Consider the following 19034-nt stretch of genomic DNA (forward strand, 5'->3'; position numbering starts at 1 on the left):
ATTTTATTTTAAAATCTTTTTGCAACATTCTGACTCATATGCATTGAATGGTAAATCAAAATTATATTTATATTAGCAAAATAAAACGGGCTCACTTCAATAACATGCAGAAGTGAGCCCATTGAAACTATTTTCTATTTAATTCATAGTAACTAAGATTCTAAAATCTAGATCAAATTAGCAAATTTGAGAATACGCTCCATCATAGAAGCAGTTTCAGCACGTGTTACTGGGTTCTTACTATTTAAAAAACCTACATCATTACCTTGCAATATACCATTCTCTGCTGCATAACTTACATCGTTTTTCGCCCAACTAGATACCAGACTGCTATCTTTGTAGCTATTGAGAGAGCTAGTACTTGCTGCGGTTGTATTTAGATTAGCCAGTTTAGTAGCACGAATCAGAATAGCTGTAGCTTCTTGACGACTGATGTTTTGAGATGGTTTGAATGTACCATCATTGTAGCCATTCAATAAACCGTAAGCGGAAGCAGTATCTACATATGAACTATACCAAGCTCCATCGTTTACATCACTAAATGATTGCCCAGTTGCAGTTGTATCTTGCAGACCAAAAGCACGAACAGCAATAGCTGCAAACTCTGCGCGTGTAATATCACGGTTTGGATCAAATGTGGTATCAGTTACTCCCTCGATAACTAGACGAGAAGCCATATTGTCAATTGCTGCTTTGCCCCAATGATTCGTTGTGTCTGCAAATGTTTTTTGATTCCAGATCAACGCATACGTACCATTGCTTACTAGACTGTTAATCTTCGCATAATATTCACCGTCAATCTGCACAACCTTGGTTGGTACATGCATGAAGGATGTTTGAGATTGATCGTAAATAATACCAGTTGTAATGCGGCTAGGATCGTATCCACCCGGCAAACGCACAAGACGCTCTGCATACTGGTCAAAATTCGGAATCGCCGACTCTGTTCCATTGTACGAAGACGTTACATTGAAATTTATTGCCGATCCAACTACACTGTAGTTTTTGGATGCTGCTGCATTTTGAATAGCTTGTTCAGCCGATGTCGAAGCCGCGGAGACAGTTACGTTGAGATTCAATTGAGCCAAGCTAGCCGCCGCATTGTTTCGCGCAATCAACTCATTGACGCCGAGTTGTTTGGCTGGCAGAATATATCGACCAATCGGTGCTTGAAGTTCGATAGAACCATTTTTCTCATCCAGCCATTTTGCCAGTGTTGCTGGTACTTGAGTATTGATCGTACCGGAATCATCATTGGATTGAATAACCAATGTGTTTCGATTCGATTTTTCAAGTGAATCAATCGCTTTTTGACTATCGACAGTAATGTTGGAAACTTTTTTACCTTCTTTATCTTGTTTAGTTACAACTGCAATCGGATCACCAGTAGTTGGATCTTTAATGGTTTCTGGATTTGGCTCCGTTGTAGGCAAAGTTGGTAGTGTAGGTGTTGAAGTACCACCTCCGCCAGACGTCGAATTGCTGTTTGTTGAATCGTCTTTGTCTTTATTTTTTACAGTTACGTCAATAGTAAATGTTTGATCCATATAAGTGACTGTAATCTTAGCAGAGCCTTTAGAGTGAGCAGTGATCACACCATTGCTGTCTACTGTCGCAACATTCTCATCCGAAGATTGATACGTTACACCATTCTGAATAATTGCGCTGGTACCGTCATCGTACACTGCGCGTACGACTGTAGTTTGTGTTTTTCCTTTTTCCAATGTAACGGCATTACTGTCAGAAGAAATTTTCACTACTTCTGGTTTTACAAAATACACGTGAACAGCCGCTTCCGCTGTTACACCATTATATACAGCTGTGATAACTGTATTCCCTTCTGCAATACCTTGAACGATACCGCTCTCATCTACCAATGCAACAGCAGGCTCTTGCGATTTAAAAGTAACACCGTCTGTTACGGTAAACAGAGTATTATCGTCTCCATACGTAGATTGTACTACTGTTTTATGCGTTTCGCCGATTCTCAGCTTATACTCATAACTATCCAGAAGAAGAGGAGAAACCTTCTTCGTTTTAAAAGAACGAATATCGCCGTAAGATGTGTTGTTATGTGCGTCTATTGCATAAGCACGATACGTATAGCCCGTATCTGAAGTCAGTCCTGTGGCGCTTATTGTATATCCGCCAAGATTAGTATCTGCTGCTGCAAAACGGTACGTATCGTCACCATTTGTGATTTCGATCCCTTTTTCAATAACTGCTGCTTTGCCCAGATCCGTCAACTCACCATATACATCAGCGGTTGCTGTTGTAATTTTTTCGGCTGTACCTGTATTGAGTTGAGCAATTTTCTCTAATGCCCATGTATCAGTTGGAAGTCCATTTGCGGTGAATCCGCCAAATACAATTGTTTGTTCTTCTTGCGCGTCATATGTCATAGCAAGATGACCACGAGCAGTAAATGAACTGTTCAATGTCTGTTTAGACCAGTTACCATTGCTGTAAATCCACGTATCATTAGCTGGACTTCCACTAACGTCTCCGCCAGCAAGTACAATATGTGTACCATCATATACCATGCCGCCGCCAGCTCTGGCTGAAGGTACACTACCTGATGTAATCACTTGCGTCCAATTGGTTCCATCCCAAGTCCAAGTATCATTAAGGAATGTATTTCCTGATACTCCGCCAAATAAAACAGTTTGCTTTAGCTGAGAATCATAAGCAATTTGTCCAAAAGAACGCGCGGATGGTGAGGTAGTTGGAGATGCTTGCGTCCAATCTGTACCATTCCATAACCATGTATCACCATAATTCCCACTATTGGTATCCAATCCGCCAAACAATACGATTCCGCCTGCTACATTGTTAGCAGATGGTGCTGTAGCCATATAAGGAATACGCCGTACACCCGGGTTATGGGCTGGAGTCAATTTTGTCCAGTTCGTACCATCCCAAGACCATGTATCTGTACCGCCGCCATCTCCACCGTACATAATCAGTTTTTGCGTAACCGGATCGTAGGCAAGACCGCCACCACTGCGTGCTAAAGGAGTTGTAGCTGGATTTAATTGCGTCCATCCATTGCTATCCCAACGCCATGTTTGATTGTTACGAGACCCCGCTACTCCACCAAATAAAATTACGTTTTTATTGATAGGATCGTAGGCCATCAATGGCGCTGTACCAGCCAAAGGGTGGTTGTTAGTAGGCAAGCTAGACCATGTATAGGTCTTTGAATAGTCTACATTTGCAGCTGCGACTGCAAATCCCCCTGTGAATTCTGTGAATGTAACAGTCGTTAACAGAAAGCTTAAAAACAAAAGAGTTAGCTTCTTCAATACTTTGCGTTGGTTCAACGCAACCCCTCCCAAATGTGTAATTTAGTAAACTAATTGCAGCTACAAGTTAATTATCGTTAGCCCAAGTCAAAAAATGAATATTTATTTCAAATAATCAATAAAATTCCTCATTTTTTGGTGGAACTATAATAGTTTTATTTTAAAATCAACAGCCGATCATCGTTCGCGCCTGCTGTACCGCGTGCGGTGTTGTTTGTGATCACGTAAATCTTCCCATTGTGAATCGCCACATCGCGTACACGACCGACACCAGTCAAGATATTGCTCATCTTTTTGCTTACCGGATCAAATAGCTTCAGACTTTCGCCAGCAAGCGTGGCGACCAGAATCTTGTCGTCCGGTGTAGCGGCGATGCCGGATGGGGCGATAGCGGTGGTGCCGCCGACATAGACGGGTGCGGTAATGCCCTGAGCGGTTTCTTTGCCCATGACTTTTGGCCACCCGTAATTGGCACCTGCTTTGATCACGTTGATCTCATCCAATCCGGTGCGGTCGGTCTGGTTCGTGCCGGGAATCGGCGAGCCACTTGGACCGTGGTCGGAAGCGTACAATACGCCTTTGGATGTCCATGCCAGTCCTTGCGAATTGCGCAGTCCATAGGCGTAGACGTAGGAATTTTTGAAAGGGTTATCCTTAGGCACGGCGCCGCTTGAGGTCATGCGCAGGATTTTGCCGCCTAAGCTAGAGCGATCCTGCGACAGCTCGCGGCGGTTCGTTTCACCAGCAGTACTATACAGCAGACCATCTGGGCCAAAGGCGAGTCGTCCACCTTCATGGATCGTTCCGCCCGGAATGTTTTCCAATAGCGCCTTCTGTTCTTTCCAAACGCCACCGGTCAGTTTGATCTTCACGATGCGGTTGAATCCGGTTCCGTTCTGTTCATACGCATGGTAAATGTAAGCCGTACTATTGCTGGAGAATTTGGGATCAAGTACAAATCCGGTCAGACCTGCTTCGCCAACGACACGCAGCGCTTTCTTAGTCTGAATCTTTTGCACGGTTTGTTTGCCGTTCTTGATCTGCACGATGCCACCACCACGCTGTGTGATGTATACGGTATCGCCGGAAAATTGGATCGACCATGGGATATCCAGCTTCGTTGCTGCTGTAGTGTAGCCGCCTTTCAGCGAATCGGTAATGCTAGTGTTTTGCTTCGTTGTCGAAGCTGTCGTTTTGGAAGTTTCCGTTGTACCGGAAGATGTACCTGCTGATATGCCAGCAGATGAAGAAGTGTCAGACGATGGCTGCGATGAAGATGTCATTTTGTCAGTTGTATCTTTGGTGTTCGATGTTGAAGATGTAGGCGACGTAGCCTCTGTATTGGATGAACTCGACGAGGCGGACGGTTCCGCCAACGCACCGGTCAGTTGGGATTGCGACGCACAGGCAGAGACGGGCAGGGCGGCAAGCAGCAAAGCTGCGATTAATATTTTTCCTTTTGGATACATATTAAGCATTATATTCCTCCTTCGCTCTTTTTCAATTTTTACCCATAGATAGAGGTAAGAACCGGAATTCACGGAATCCGTAGCATTTCGTTGTAAAAAGAGGCACAGCCCTAGTGTACACTACGATGGATATACACCGGATCATCGCTAAATGCAAAATACAGGCACTCCCATCTGACCAGAAATGTTTTTCTAGATCATAGGGAATGCCTGTATTAGAGCTGTTGCTGTTTATGCAAAAGCGTATCCTATACGTTCGTATCCAATGCCAATGACATATCAACCCTCATATCAAGCGCGTGCATTGGAAGTCTGCGTCTGTACTGCTTTTTGAACACCATTCTCCTCAATCTCTTCTAGCGTATGACCGTGCGTTTCCGGTACACGCGTGCGGATGAACAGAATGCCGAGCAGACAGATGACACCAAAGATGCAAAATACGGTCTGCTGCGACATCGAGGCGGTCATGATTGGGAATAGCAGTCCGACCAGCCACGAGCCGATCCAGTTAAACGATGATGCTACACCGGACGCCTGACCACGAATCGCGAGCGGGAAAATCTCACCGACGATAACCCATGTCAGCGGTGCCCATGTGAACGAGTACGCTGCGACATAGATGGACAGGAACACGACGATCATAATCGGATTGCTATTCGGCATGATCCAGCTGATCACCGCTGGCAGGATAAAGGAAAGACCCATCACCGTACCGCCCAGTGTCAGCAGTGTCCGGCGTTTGAATTTATCCGCGATCAGCAGGAATACGAGCGAGCCGATCACGAGAATAATTCCTTGAATGATCGGCCACAGCAGTGCCGAGCTTGCAGATGTACCAGTTGCCTTTTCCACGATCAGCGGAATGTAGTAGAAGATTGCGTTAGCACCTTGAAACTGTTGGAATGCAGCGACACCGACACCAGCGATGACAAGATAGCGGTACTTGCCGCTGAATAGCTTGCTCCACGATGCGCTGACTGCACTTTTCTCTTGCTTGGCAGTGTCCTGAATTTGTGCCAGTTCGGCATCAATTTCATGTGCTGGACGGATATAGCTCAGCACTTTGCGTGCTTCGTCGATCTTATTGTGTTTGACTAGAAAACGCGGCGATTCTGGCAGACGCAGTACACCAAAGTACAGAATGAGCGCTGGTACGGCAGCCAGACCGAGCATCAGGCGCCATGCCATGACTTCCGGCAGATCTTTGAGCAAAAAGTCGACCACATACGATAGCAGCATACCAGATACGATCATCGTCTGGTTAATACCGGACAAGCGTCCACGCAGCTTGGCGGGAGCCATCTCCGACATGTACGCGGGTACGAGCGCCGAAGCGGCACCGACTGCCAGACCGAGGAACATGCGTACGAAGATCAGATAATACGAACCGTTATGCGGCGCTATCGCCGATAGCACAGAGCCAACCACGAATACGAGCGCTGACAGCAGAATCATGCGCCGTCGACCGAGACGGTCGGACATTTGCCCTGCTAACGCACCGCCGAAGATCGCCCCGAACATGACAGAAGCGGTAATCCAGCCGATAATGCCCGCGCTATCTTGCAAGCCCCAGTCACTTTGCAGAAATGGGAGCGCGCCTGTCATGACACCGATATCGTAACCGAACAGAATCCCGCCAAACGAACCGAAAAAGTAGATAAATCGACTTGAGATTGTTTTGCTGTCTTGCATTGTTTCCATCTCCTCATCCGGACAATGAACGCCTGCGGTCTACCGCATGATCATTCATTCCCACTGTTGATATCCATCTCTCTCTGTATAAAAATATGGAAACCCCAATTGGATTCGCGCTTACATGTTGTTGAATTGTCGTACATCCCGGATATGAAGCTATGGAAATATGAACATGATACGCTCAATAGCGTATATGGTTGTCCCTTTTGCCCACCTAATATGACCAAATAAAAAACAGTCTTTGCGCAGGTATTCTGTCCTTCTTCCAGCGCGTGCGCCTTCCGATGTGACAGTGTATTCCTGTGCAAAGACTGTTTCGTGATCGCCAAATATATAGCGTTTGCAAAACCAGGTTTCTTCTGTCATCTCTTGGGCGTCTTAGGTGAACTTCTGGTATGGGATAAGATAACCGGAACGCTGGATAACAGATCGTCCCGGTCATCTGGTAACTCTTATGATGGGTATTACTTGATGACTACATACTCCAGACCAACCAGCTTCGCGTAGCTGACGATCTGATCGGTAGTCAGGTTCAGGGAAACGACAGTATGGTGACCGCCGCCATTTTCGATCCATGCTCTCACGCCGTCTTGGAAGTTCGGTTTCACTTCCCACAGTACGCGTGCTACCGGAAGCTTCGGAGCGGGAACGGTTGGTTCGAATGCGGATACTTCGTTGATCAGCAGCTTGTAATGTGTACCGAAGTCTGCCATCGAGACAACGACACCTTCACCAGCTTTGCCGTCAAATACGAGACGTGCTGGGTCTTCACGGTCGCCGATGCCGAGTGGAGATACGACGATCTTCGGTTTGCTGCTTGCCAGCGTTGGGTCAACTTCCAGCATATGCGATTGCAGAATCGCTTCCTGTCCTTCGCCCAGCTCGTAGGTGTAATCTTCCATAAAGCCAGTATTTTCGTTATGGCTCATAATTTTCAGCAGGCGATCCAGAGCGGCTGTTTTCCAGTCGCCTTCACCAGCAAAACCGTAGCCCTGCGCCATCAGACGCTGTACAGCAAGACCCGGCAATTGCTTCATACCATGCAGATCTTCAAAGTTGGTTGTGAACGCGGTATAGCCGCCTTGATCGAGGAAGCGCTTGATCGCAATCTCATAGCTTGCTTGTACACGTACGCTAGCTTCCCAGTCTTCTTTGCTGTTGGTGCCATAGTCGAATTCATACAGCTCGCCGTATTGAGACAGCAGCTCGTCGATTTCTTGCTCAGTAACCGCGTTGATCACTTCTACCAGATCGCCGATACCGAAGTAGTCGACTGTCCAGCCGAATTGAATTTGCGCTTCTACTTTGTCGCCTTCGGTTACGCCAACGTTACGCATGTTGTCGCCGAAGCGTGCCACTTTGATATTGAAGCTTTCGTTGTACGCAACAGCTACATCCTGCCAATCAGCGATTTGCTGTTGGACAGCTGGGCGCTCCCAATAGCCGACTACGATTTTGTTTTGTTTGTTCAGACGAGCATTGATAAAGCCGTATTCACGGTCACCGTGTGCCGCTTGGTTCAAGTTCATAAAGTCCATGTCGATCGTTGCCCACGGAATATTTTCGTTATATTGTGTTGCCAGATGCAGCAGTGGTTTTTGCAGCAGCTTCGTACCGCGAATCCACATTTTGGCTGGAGAGAAGGTGTGCATCCATGTGATCACGCCTGCTACTTCGTCGCGGTAGTTAACTTCTTTCATAATTTCGGTGATTTTGTCCGCGCTGACAGCGAGATCTTGCAGGACGAGCGGGTAAGGCAATACGCCGCTGGCATTGAGAGAATCCGCGATCTTCTGTGCGTTATCTTTGACCTGTCCGAGTGCTTCTTCACCATAAAGATGCTGGGAACCTACGACGAACCAGAATTGCTTGTCTGTTGCTGTTGACATGAAATCATCCTCTTTTCGCTAAAGTTATATACAATCCATATTTCAAGTATCAAACTGGTATGTTACGTAGTTTGGAATGAACATCATGGTCTATTTCTGTCCGTAGTACGCATCCTTGCCGTGCTTGCGCAGGTAATGCTTGTCGAGAATATTTTGCGGTAGCTCCTGAGCAAAATGGTTCAATTGACGCGCGTACAGATTCATTTTGCACACTTCTTCCAGCACGACGCTGTTCACGACAGCAGACTTGGCATCCTTGCCCCATGTGAACGGTGCATGACCGTGCAGCAGAACCGCCGGAATTGCCATCACATCCAGACCACGCTTTTCAAACGTCTCGATGATCACGTTGCCCGTCTCGGCTTCATACCCGCGATCCACCTCATCCTTGTTCAGGAAACGCGCACATGGCACCGCACCATAAAATGTATCGGCGTGCGTCGTCCCCATCACTGGCACATCCAGACCGGCTTGCGCCCAGATCGTTGCCCAAGTGGAATGCGTATGCACGATACCGCCGATTTGCTCGTAATGCTTGTACAGCACCGCATGGGTCGCTGTATCAGAAGAAGGACGCATCTCGCCTTCCACCACATTGCCGTCCAGATCGACAACGACCATATCGCTTGGCTTCATCGTTTCGTAGCTAACACCGCTCGGCTTAATGACGAACAATCCGCTCTCACGATCGACCGCGCTTGCGTTGCCCCATGTGAATTTCACCAGACCGTGCTTCGGCAATTCCAGATTCGCTTCATAGACTTCCTGTTTGAGTTGTTCTAACATGATTGGTTTCCTCCGTTCTCCAGCAGATGATCGACAGCAGCTTGCTCAATCGCCAGACCTTGCTGATACCGCTCAATAAAGGTTTCAAATCCTCTGACATCGGCTGCAACTGGTGCAACCTGCTCGCCTTCCACATCGTGGAATACTTTGTTTTCCAAATAGTCATCCAGACGTTCGCTCTCGTCCTTGTTGATCATGTAGGACGCCAGCAGTGCCATACCCCATGCGCCGCCTTCACCAGCAGTCGACATGACCGAGATCGGTACATTCATTGCTGCTGCAACGATACGCTGCCCAACGACCGGTGTTTTGAACAAGCCGCCGTGTGCCAGAATGCTATCGATTACGACATGCTCGTTTTTGGTCAAAATATCCATTCCGATCTTGAGTGCGCCGAATGCGCTGAACAGATGGGTGCGCATAAAGTTCGCTAGATTGAAGCGACTTTCCGGCGAGCGAACGAACAGCGGGCGCCCTTTGTCGATACCGGTAATATTTTCGCCGGAATAGTAGCCGTAGCTGAGCAATCCACCGCCATCTGGATCGGCTTCGAGCGCTTTATTGAACATGACGCTGAACAGCTTCGCACTGTCTGCTTCATAACCCATCGCTTCGGCAAATTCACGGAACAATCCGATCCATGCGTTAATATCACTGGAGCAGTTGTTGGCGTGTACCATGCCGACCGGGCTACCATCTGGCGTCGTCACCAGATCAATCTCCGGGTACACTTTGGACAATTCCTTTTCTAATACGATCATCGCAAATACCGATGTACCGACCGAGATGTTACCCGTGCGCTTGCGTACGCTATTGGTCGCGACCATACCCGTCCCGGCATCGCCCTCTGGCGGACAAAGCGGAATGCCTTCCTGCAAATGCTGTGCCGGATCAAGCAATCTCGCGCCATCCGCAGTCAACGTTCCGGCAACTTCACCAGCGCGATACACTTGTGGCAACAGATCTTCCAGCTTCCACGGATACCCTTTGCCTGACACATGCTCGTCAAACTGCTTGACCATATCCGGGTGATAATTGTGACTGGATTCGTCAATTGGGAACATACCGGATGCATCGCCGATGCCGATTGCTTTGCTGCCAGTTAGTAGCCAGTGTATGTAACCGCCCAGTGTAGTCAGGAATGTCAGTTGCGGTACATGGGATTCCTCGTTCAGAATCGCCTGATACAGATGGGCAATACTCCAGCGTTCGGGAATATTGAATTGGAACAGCTCCGTCAGTTCTTTTGCCGCCTGACCGGTTGTCGCATTACGCCAAGTGCGGAATGGAACGAGCAGCTTGCCGTCATTGTCGAGGGCGACATACCCGTGCATCATCGCTGAGAAGCCGATCGAACCGACCTTCTCCAGCGTAATCCCGTATTGCTGCTGCACATCCTGCTTCATCTCGCGGTATGCGGTTTGCAGACCCGTAATAATGTCCTGCTGATCGTACGTCCAATATCCGTCCTTCAGCTGGTTCTCCCATTCATAGCTACCGGAAGCAATACTCTCAAACTGCTCATTGATCAGAACTGCCTTGATCCGGGTCGATCCAAATTCGATTCCGAGCGATGTTGCACCGCTGGCGATACTATCCTTTACGTCCACCTGACTCATGATCACGTATTCCCCTCTCCCAAATGCGCTGGATATGCTTGTCCGCACTCCGCATCCTGCCTGCATCTATGAACTGCTTGCCGGATCATTGCTATTTGCTGTGCTGTTATACAATCAGATTCCGTCATGCGCCAGAAAAGCGCTTACCGGATAATGTACATACCATATGTTGTTGTTTACGTTCTATATCTCGTTGATGCTGCTAAATGATGAGCATCAATGTGAGTAGAGCGCATACATAATTACAATTTGAATCATTCTATTGAGTCTCTACAAAACGCCATAAAACGAGTGATTACGCGGCATTCATGCCTATATTACTGCAATCTCCACCATCGTAACGCTAAAAGAAGGCGTTTTCTTTTGCTAACATTGTTCAGTATAGATATTGTACGTACATTTGTCAATTTCACAATCATCCTGTATCGCTAATGACCAAAGAAAACGCTTCACTAACAAAATAAATGCTTCTTTTTACTACTTTATCCTGCAAAATTCACCTTTTTACGTTTAACTCCAGACTTGACTATTACATATGTACGTACATTTCATTTGTATAAAGCATATATCAATAGTTTCACATTATTTGTATACATCTATCAAAAACTGCTGATATTTACTCATTTTCATTGACATCGGTTTTGTGAAAAAGCTATATTGAGTGAGGTTGATAATCATTATCATGTTCTATCTATCGTTATCTGTGCTATCCATATACTCAGTTAACAGATTTCATTGCCATACATAGCGTTATCAACTCAATTTATGCATTACGGAAGGGGTTCCTCATAATGAACAGACACACATTTTCCTCGTTGGCTCTGATTCTGTCGGCTCTGCTGATGTTCGTCGTGGTTGGTTGTTCAAACAATCAGTCCACCAATACGGCAACACCAGCTGCCAGCGAAGCAAGTACATCCGAAACGGCGGCGACTGCAACCGATGATGTTCAATATCCGATCACGATCAAACATGCACTGGGCACAACCGTCATTGAGAAAAAACCGGAACGCGTCGCTACTGTGCAATGGGCAAATCAGGACGTGGCGCTGGCACTGGGCGTTGTACCAGTCGGCTTCTCCGCAGCGAACTTTGGCGTGCAGGATGACAGCGGCATTTTGCCATGGACAGCGCAAAAGCTGAAAGAGCTGGGCGCGACCAATCCGAACGTATTTCAAGATACAGACGGACTTGATTTTGAAGCGATCTCTGATTCCAAGCCAGATGTCATTCTGGCAGCATACTCCGGTATTACGCAGGAAGATTACCATCTGTTGAGCCAAATTGCTCCTGTTGTCGCTTATCCGACAGCACCGTGGGCAACAACATGGCGTGAACAAGTCACACTGAATGCAACCGGTATGGGCATGGCAAAAGAAGGCGAACAGCTGATCAAGGATACCGAAGCGCTGATCAACGACAAAGTAAGCGCCTATCCACAAATCAAAGGCAAAAAAGTCGTTTGGGTAAACTTCTCTGCTGATGATCTGTCCAAGCTGCACATCTACACACCGGTCGATTCCCGCGTCTCGTTCCTGTATGAACTCGGCATGGAGTACCCGGAAAGTGTAACCAAGCAAATTACCGATCCTACTAGCTACTCTCTTAATCTGAGTGCGGAAAATGCAGAAGCGTTAAACGATGCCGATCTGATCGTCGGTTATGGCGATGACAAGCTGTATCAAGCAGTCAAAGCTGATCCGTTGTTGGGTAAAATTCCAGCAATTCAACGTGGCTCGGTTGCCTTCATCTCCAGTGATACACCGCTGGTTGCTGCCGGTACACCAAACCCGCTGTCCATTTCATACACAATTGATGAGTATCTGAAGTTGATTGGCGATGCGCTCGACAAAAACAATGGATAATATAGCGACTCCGCATACCGAGCAGCCGCGTCGCCATCTGCCGCAGCATTGGGCACTGGTGATAATCCTATGCATGATTTTGCTAGTTGTCAGCATTGTCGCTTCGCTAATGCTCGGTTCACGACCGATTTCGTTTCGAGAATTGATCGACGGTTTGTTTCATCCAAATGCGCAGTCATACGGTGCCAACATCGTGCGCAAGCGCATCTCACGCACGGTATTCAGTCTGTTCTGCGGCGGCGCGCTCGGAGTATCCGGCGCGCTGATGCAGTCGGTCACCCGCAATCCGCTCGCCGATCCGAGTATTCTCGGCGTGAATACGGGTGCTTCGCTGTTCGTCGTGTGCGGCATTGCTTTTCTGAATATTAGCAGTCCGAATCAGTACATCTGGCTGGCATTGGTCGGAGCAGCATTGACCGCTGTACTTGTATTCGGTATTGGCTCCATGGGGCGTGGCGGTGCTACGCCCATTAAACTTGTTCTAGCTGGAGCCGCCATCAGTGCGGCTCTATCTTCATTTGTAACGGCGATTCTGATTCCGCGCTCGCATGTGATGGATCAGTTTCGGTTCTGGCAGGTAGGCAGTGTGGGTTCGGCGACGTGGAGCGGGATTATGACCTTTTTGCCATTTCTGATTATCGGGCTGATTATTGCCTTCATTACGGCTCCGGCGTTGAATGCGCTGGCGCTGGGCGATGAGGTCGCAACTGGACTCGGGGTGCGTACAGGCACACTGCGTATGATCGCTGCGCTAGCGGGCGTATTGTTATGCGGTGCGGCAACAGCACTGGCGGGACCAATCGGCTTTATCGGGCTGTTGTCTACCCATCTGGTACGGCTATTGATCGGACCGGATCTGCGATTCGTGATTCCGATGTCGGCGCTGGCGGGCGCGATTATTTTGACAATTTCTGATGTGGGCGGCAGGTTGGTCGGTAATCCGGGCGAGCTGGAGGTTGGGGTCGTGACTGCCTTTATTGGGGCGCCGATTCTGATCATGCTGGCGATGCGCTCCAAGGTGAGGTCCTTATGAGTACACAGACGATCTCCTTTATTCGTACCGGACGTCAGCAGCGCCGCCGTCGCTGGATGCTGGTGACTGTATCGCTCGCCGTTCTTGCCTTTGCGTTATGTTGTGCGATGCTAATGCTCGGCAATACGATCTATCCGCTGCCTGACGTGCTGCGCGCCTTGACGGGGGGGAAGATTCAGGGCGTGTCGTTTGCCGTCAGTACGATTCGATTGCCGCGTATGCTGGCGGGGCTGCTGGCAGGCTTTGCTTTTGGAATCGCTGGTTATGTATTTCAAACGATGCTGCGTAATCCACTTGCCAATCCGAATGTGATCGGCATTACATCCGGGTCGAGTGCAGCGGCGGTATTCTGTATCGCTATTTTGCAAACGAGCGGTGCCGTCGTTTCGGTCGCGGCGGTAGTTGCCGGATTGGTGACGACATTGTTCATTTACATGCTGTCGCGGGGCAAATCCTTTTCCATCGGGCGGCTTATTCTGACCGGAATCGGGATTCAGGCGATGCTGGATGCAGTGATCTCGTATTTGCTACTAATCAGTTCGGAAAAGGACATTCCGTCCGCGCTTCGCTGGCTGACCGGTAGTCTCAACGGCTCGCAATTGGATGAATTGCCACCACTGCTCATCCTTGTGCTGATCGGCACACCGATTGTACTGGTGCTGGGACGACATCTGGATATGCTAGAGCTAGGAGAACAGGCGGCATCCTCGCTTGGTGTTAGTACAGATCGGACGCGAATTGCACTGATTGTGAGTGCCGTGTGTATGGTCGCGATGGCAACTGCTACGACCGGACCAATTGCCTTTGTCTCGTTTCTAGCGGGACCGATTGCGCGGCGATTGGTTGGGGTAGGCTTCTCCAATGTGCTGCCAGCGGGACTGGTTGGTGTGAATCTGGTGCTCGCTGCCGATCTGATCGGACAATTTGCCTTTGCGTATCGGTTTCCGGTGGGAGTCATCACTGGACTGATCGGAGCGCCGTATCTCGTCTTCTTGTTAATCCGTATGAATCAAAGGGGCGAACTATAATGAAACCAACACATACGTTTCGGGCAGAGCAGATTGTCGCAGGGTACGAGAACAAAACGGTCATTCACGGTATCGACCTATCCATCCCCGGCAATCAGATCAGCGTGATGATCGGTGCCAATGGTTGCGGCAAGTCCACGCTGCTGAAGACAATGGCGCGCCTGATCAAGCCGCAATCCGGCAGTGTGACGCTGAACGACCAACCTATCGGCAAAATCCCATCCAAGCAGCTGGCACGCGTGATCGGACTACTGCCGCAATCGCCCATTGTACCGGAAGGCATCACCGTTGCCGATCTAGTCGGACGCGGACGCTTCCCGCATCAATCGCTGTTCAGTGGCTGGAGCAAAAAGGATTATGAAGCAGTCGCGGAAGCGATGGATATTATGGATATAACCGAGTTTGCCAATGCTAATATCGACGAGCTATCTGGCGGGCAGCGTCAGCGCGTGTGGATTGCTATGGCGCTAGCACAGGAAACCGATATTCTGTTTCTCGATGAACCGACGACGTTTCTGGATATTACGTATCAGGTGGAGATTCTGGATCTATTGACCGATCTGAATCGCAAGCATGGCACGACGATTGTGATGGTGCTGCACGATATTAATCTATCAGCGCGTTATGCTGATCATATCTTCGCCCTGCACACCGGACGGCTGATTGCACAAGGTTCACCTGCGGATGTGATTACGAGTGAGCGGGTGAAGGAGATTTTTGGACTGGATTGTACGGTCATTCCCGATCCGGTATCTGGCTCGCCGATGGTCGTGCCGAAGGGGCGGTATCATTTCAAGGCGGAATCACATGCTTTGCTTGATTAGCTTGGCTTCAAGTTGATAATAAACGAAATCAAACACCACCGTGAGCATAGGGAATCTTGCCATAATGCGCTACGGTGGTGTTTATTATATTAGCGAAGAATTTAGATGTAATCCAATGATTGTGGGATACACATTATCATTGTGATAAACATACAGTGACCACCTTCTTTTACTAATTTGGATTTTGCTTTACTAAAGAATACGTCAATCGGGGTATGATATAGCTTTCTTTTTATGTAAAATATACCTCAACACGTATATATTGGAGTTTATCTATAGGTATGGGGACAATGATTTACTGCTTCAGCCATATATCGCCCATGTTGTATCGCTACATAATCAAGATCCATTTTAGAAAGGATGATTCTGAGAATGGCAAGCTATTACCTATCCAATACTTTAAATTTGGGCGCAGCCTTTTTCCCGCTCCTTACATTACTTCCATGGATACTCGGCATCGTCCTGATGGCAGTTGGACTCTATTTCCTAATTAAAATCGGAAATCGATTAATCAAACTGATTGATCTGAGTATTGATGAAAAGAAACGCAATCGTTACATCGCCAACTTTCCTTCCAACGAAGATCAGACCAAATAATTGGTACAGACCCAGATCTAGTATACCGTTGTTAAAAAACGTACAGGCATACCCGCATCTACATGGTAAAGCAGATGTATTGCATCATCATGCTTTATCGTTCGCTATCTTCTCTAAATGAACAAAATAAAAAGGCAGTCAGCCCAACCGTTGTCGGATCAAGTACCTAGTTGATTCGTTCATTGGGCTACTGCCTTTTTTAATACAAAGTACAGATACGAATGCACTCCATACCATATCATACAAGCATCACTTTATACGCTCTCTTCCATCAGCAATTTGCATACAGATAATCCGCAACGTATACAAGAACTACACGCCGATATGACCCATTCGCCAACATCCAAATCACCTGCAAGCAGTCTACGCGATCGGCGTGCCATTCGGCACGTCAAATTCCGGCTGCAACAGAATCACATCGCCTTCGCCCGGTACGCCGCCCAGCACTAGCACTTCCGAATCGAACCCGGCAATCCGGCGCGGTGGAAAATTCACAACCGCGACCACCTGCCGACCGACCAGTTGCTCTGCTTCATACCGCTTCGTCAGCTGCGCACTAGAACGCTTCACACCAACTTCTTCTCCAAAATCAATCTCTAGCTTGATCGCAGGCACTCGCGCTTTGGCGAAAAACTCTGCTCCTATCACCGTGCCTACCCGAATATCCAGCTTCAACAAATCTTCAAATGTTGCCATATATCCCACTCCTATCATGATCACTTGTGTAGGCATCATACCATCCGGCATATATTTCATGCCAAATCTGACTCCATTCTATTTGCCAATGGAATTCACCTGATCGGTTCATCCACCGGTACATAGTCCGCTATCGGACGTTTCAGCGATTGTAACCAGAAGTACATGCCCATGCCTAGCAATGTGAGCAGTCCGCCGGTAAATTGAAACGCCGACATCTGCTCACCCAGAAACAGATACGCCATCACAATCGCGAGTACCGGCTCGCCGATAATGCCCACCGACACTGTCGTCGCTCCAATCGATGGAAGCAGCAGATTGAAAATATACTGCCCGAACATCGTCGGAATGATCGCCAATAGCAGGAAGTACGTCCAGTCCGCACCAGAGTATCCGGTCAGCGGCAACTGATTCCACAAACTATACACCAGCAGCATACTACCGCCGATCAGAAAGACGATCACACTATACAGATTGGCGTTCATTTTGCGACTGACCTTTTGCCCGACTAGAAAATACGCCGAAACTGCCAGCGTCCCGATCAACGACAACGCATCACCGAACAGCGCTTGCCGCGATACGCCAATATCGCCCCATGCAATAATGACCGAGCCGAATAACGCCGCCACTAGACAGAGAACCTTCGCTATCCCCACCCGCTCCTTGAACATAAAATACGAACCAATCATTACAAACAACGGCTGTAACGCCAAAATGACCATCGAGCTTGCCACCGACGTATGCACGAGCGACTCCATCCAGAATAGAAAGTGCATGCCCAGCAGCAATCCTGCCGCAATCACACTGCCCCAATCGCTTGCGTTCAACCGTAGCGTGCGCAGCGTACGCCATGGCACGAGCGGCAGCATGATTAGTACGGAGATGTACAGTCGGTACATGCCCGCCACCGCAGTCGGCGTATCCGACATCTTGATCAGAATGGACGAGATCGATACCGACAAAATGCTAATAAACAGCAATACATACGGATGAATACCCCAAAACATCTTACGATTGTTCATTACCATGCCTCCATATTCATAGAGGTCTTATCCGAACGTCTGTGCACAGGCTATAGAGATAAGCCTTAGATCTGATATAATAATATCACCGTTTTCTGTTTCTCGGTGTAAGGATATCCTTCATTTATATCGAAATATCGTCATCTATATATGCAAAATATCAAATGCAGCAAAGGAGAACCCTTATGAGCAAACCTCTATTCGAACATATCGCCTACCCCGACGACTCCTTCCCTTACATCATGTACACCCATACCACCCACAACAGCATCCCCGAAGGGCGCGGCTTTAACGATCTGCACTGGCATGACGAGCTACAAATTACCCTCGCCACCCGTGGCAAGCTCATCATTCAGGTGAACGGCATCGACCACCATCTAGAGCAGGGACAGGCGATTCTGATCAACAAAGGCATTTTGCATATCGCTACATATTTGGAACACGACGGACAGTACGCCAGCTTTAATTTTCCCGAAAAGCTGCTATCCTTCTACGGCGATAGCGTAATGGAAAAGAATTACGTAACGCCTTACACCAACTCATCCCTCGTTTCGCTAGATATCCGAGGTGACCACGACTGGGAACATGCCATTCTGGATATGCTATGGGAGATGAAACGTACATTCGAGATCGCTGGTGCAAGCTGGGGCTGGCAATATGAAGTATCGATCAAGACACTACAGCTGTGGTTCACGCTAATTTCCCATATTCCATTGTCCACCGAGCAGTTGCCCAAACATGCCAAACAGCAGCAGGAGCGATTGCAGCTCATGCTGAGTTACATTCACCAACACTTTGTTGATCCCATCACGCTGCAACAAATCGCCGACATCGCACATCTGAGCGTATCCGAATGCACCCGCAGCTTCCGCAAAACGATCCATATGACGCCCTACGACTACCTGATCAAATACCGACTAAAAAAGAGCTGCGATCTGCTGCTCAGTACGGACGATACGATTACCGAAGTCGCACAGCGCGTCGGGTTTAATCATGTGAACCATTTTATCCAGTCGTTCAAAAAGGCATATGAGCAAACGCCAAAGGAATATCGGAAAGCAAGATTGCAACAGGCACATTCACAATGATCGTCATTGCCAAGCATTAGGCACTTGGTTACTTTCAACACGGACAGAGTGCTCCTGAATGCAAAAGAGACAAAGCGAAATCCAATACCAAACAGCTCTATGCATATATAGATCATAG

The 19034-nt window shown here is 48.1% G+C and carries 14 protein-coding genes; 6 read left to right on the top strand and 8 right to left on the bottom strand.

The features are described 5' to 3' along the window. Positions 1-167: 167 nt before the first annotated feature. The 6 genes from ACDE64_RS23595 to ACDE64_RS23620 all read right to left on the bottom strand — a co-directional run bounded on the left by ACDE64_RS23595 (position 168) and on the right by ACDE64_RS23620 (position 10763). Positions 168-3323: an S-layer homology domain-containing protein gene (locus ACDE64_RS23595; RefSeq protein ID WP_411348554.1), complete on the bottom strand. Its 3156-nt coding sequence runs from the start codon at positions 3321-3323 to the stop codon at positions 168-170. 137 nt (positions 3324-3460) lie between these two features. After that, complete coding sequence (locus tag ACDE64_RS23600) at positions 3461-4783, bottom strand: PQQ-dependent sugar dehydrogenase (RefSeq protein ID WP_411348555.1); 1323 nt, start codon at positions 4781-4783, stop codon at positions 3461-3463. 282 nt (positions 4784-5065) lie between these two features. Beyond that, complete coding sequence (locus tag ACDE64_RS23605; protein ID WP_411348556.1) at positions 5066-6466, bottom strand: sugar porter family MFS transporter; 1401 nt, start codon at positions 6464-6466, stop codon at positions 5066-5068. A 467-nt stretch (positions 6467-6933) separates the two neighbouring features. After that, positions 6934-8358, bottom strand: coding sequence for an L-arabinose isomerase (gene araA, locus ACDE64_RS23610; protein ID WP_411344486.1), 1425 nt, complete (start codon positions 8356-8358; stop codon positions 6934-6936). Between the two features lie 90 nt (positions 8359-8448). Continuing rightward, positions 8449-9144, bottom strand: coding sequence for an L-ribulose-5-phosphate 4-epimerase (locus ACDE64_RS23615; RefSeq protein ID WP_411348557.1), 696 nt, complete (start codon positions 9142-9144; stop codon positions 8449-8451). Then, on the bottom strand, positions 9138-10763 hold the full coding sequence (locus ACDE64_RS23620; RefSeq protein WP_411348558.1) for a xylulokinase: 1626 nt from the start codon (positions 10761-10763) through the stop codon (positions 9138-9140). Before ACDE64_RS23620 ends, ACDE64_RS23615 begins: the two co-directional genes overlap by 7 nt. A gap of 791 nt (positions 10764-11554) precedes the next feature. On the opposite strand from ACDE64_RS23620, the gene ACDE64_RS23625 reads away from it, so the two are divergent. The 5 genes from ACDE64_RS23625 (at position 11555) to ACDE64_RS23645 (ending at position 16110) form a co-directional block, all read left to right on the top strand. After that, a complete protein-coding gene (locus ACDE64_RS23625; RefSeq protein WP_411348559.1) occupies positions 11555-12628 on the top strand; it encodes an iron-siderophore ABC transporter substrate-binding protein in 1074 nt (357 codons plus the stop codon). Further along, a complete protein-coding gene (locus ACDE64_RS23630) occupies positions 12603-13661 on the top strand; it encodes a FecCD family ABC transporter permease (protein ID WP_411348560.1) in 1059 nt (352 codons plus the stop codon). Before ACDE64_RS23625 ends, ACDE64_RS23630 begins: the two co-directional genes overlap by 26 nt. Then, complete coding sequence (locus ACDE64_RS23635) at positions 13658-14689, top strand: FecCD family ABC transporter permease (protein WP_411348561.1); 1032 nt, start codon at positions 13658-13660, stop codon at positions 14687-14689. The genes ACDE64_RS23630 and ACDE64_RS23635 overlap by 4 nt, the downstream gene beginning before the upstream one ends. Beyond that, a complete protein-coding gene (locus tag ACDE64_RS23640; RefSeq protein WP_411344492.1) occupies positions 14689-15513 on the top strand; it encodes an ABC transporter ATP-binding protein in 825 nt (274 codons plus the stop codon). The genes ACDE64_RS23635 and ACDE64_RS23640 overlap by 1 nt, the downstream gene beginning before the upstream one ends. A gap of 372 nt (positions 15514-15885) precedes the next feature. Further along, entirely contained in the window at positions 15886-16110 is a 225-nt protein-coding gene (locus ACDE64_RS23645) for a hypothetical protein (RefSeq protein WP_411344493.1), read from the top strand. 363 nt (positions 16111-16473) lie between these two features. On the opposite strand, the gene csaA is transcribed toward ACDE64_RS23645, so the two are convergent. Next, complete coding sequence (gene csaA, locus ACDE64_RS23650; protein ID WP_411348562.1) at positions 16474-16806, bottom strand: chaperone CsaA; 333 nt, start codon at positions 16804-16806, stop codon at positions 16474-16476. A 95-nt stretch (positions 16807-16901) separates the two neighbouring features. Next, positions 16902-17828: a DMT family transporter gene (locus tag ACDE64_RS23655; protein WP_411348563.1), complete on the bottom strand. Its 927-nt coding sequence runs from the start codon at positions 17826-17828 to the stop codon at positions 16902-16904. Between the two features lie 185 nt (positions 17829-18013). On the opposite strand from ACDE64_RS23655, the gene ACDE64_RS23660 reads away from it, so the two are divergent. Next, positions 18014-18916 carry a helix-turn-helix domain-containing protein gene (locus ACDE64_RS23660; RefSeq protein WP_411348564.1) on the top strand — a complete coding sequence of 301 codons (903 nt, stop codon included), beginning with the start codon at positions 18014-18016 and terminating at the stop codon, positions 18914-18916. Positions 18917-19034: the final 118 nt, after the last annotated feature.

This window comes from Paenibacillus sp. WLX2291 (genome assembly GCF_046603665.1).
Taxonomy (GTDB): domain Bacteria; phylum Bacillota; class Bacilli; order Paenibacillales; family Paenibacillaceae; genus Saccharibacillus.

Bases quoted from the DNA above. Each gene is read 5' to 3' on its own strand.
- ACDE64_RS23630 (WP_411348560.1), top strand. From the start codon at position 12,603: ATGCGCTCGACAAAAACAATGGATAATATAGCGACTCCGCATACCGAG.
- ACDE64_RS23615 (WP_411348557.1), bottom strand. From the start codon at position 9,144: ATGTTAGAACAACTCAAACAGGAAGTCTATGAAGCGAATCTGGAATTG.
- araA (WP_411344486.1), bottom strand. From the start codon at position 8,358: ATGTCAACAGCAACAGACAAGCAATTCTGGTTCGTCGTAGGTTCCCAG.
- ACDE64_RS23660 (WP_411348564.1), top strand. From the start codon at position 18,014: ATGAGCAAACCTCTATTCGAACATATCGCCTACCCCGACGACTCCTTC.
- ACDE64_RS23605 (WP_411348556.1), bottom strand. From the start codon at position 6,466: ATGCAAGACAGCAAAACAATCTCAAGTCGATTTATCTACTTTTTCGGT.
- csaA (WP_411348562.1), bottom strand. From the start codon at position 16,806: ATGGCAACATTTGAAGATTTGTTGAAGCTGGATATTCGGGTAGGCACG.
- ACDE64_RS23635 (WP_411348561.1), top strand. From the start codon at position 13,658: ATGAGTACACAGACGATCTCCTTTATTCGTACCGGACGTCAGCAGCGC.
- ACDE64_RS23600 (WP_411348555.1), bottom strand. From the start codon at position 4,783: ATGCTTAATATGTATCCAAAAGGAAAAATATTAATCGCAGCTTTGCTG.
- ACDE64_RS23645 (WP_411344493.1), top strand. From the start codon at position 15,886: ATGGCAAGCTATTACCTATCCAATACTTTAAATTTGGGCGCAGCCTTT.
- ACDE64_RS23620 (WP_411348558.1), bottom strand. From the start codon at position 10,763: ATGAGTCAGGTGGACGTAAAGGATAGTATCGCCAGCGGTGCAACATCG.
- ACDE64_RS23640 (WP_411344492.1), top strand. From the start codon at position 14,689: ATGAAACCAACACATACGTTTCGGGCAGAGCAGATTGTCGCAGGGTAC.
- ACDE64_RS23655 (WP_411348563.1), bottom strand. From the start codon at position 17,828: ATGAACAATCGTAAGATGTTTTGGGGTATTCATCCGTATGTATTGCTG.
- ACDE64_RS23625 (WP_411348559.1), top strand. From the start codon at position 11,555: ATGAACAGACACACATTTTCCTCGTTGGCTCTGATTCTGTCGGCTCTG.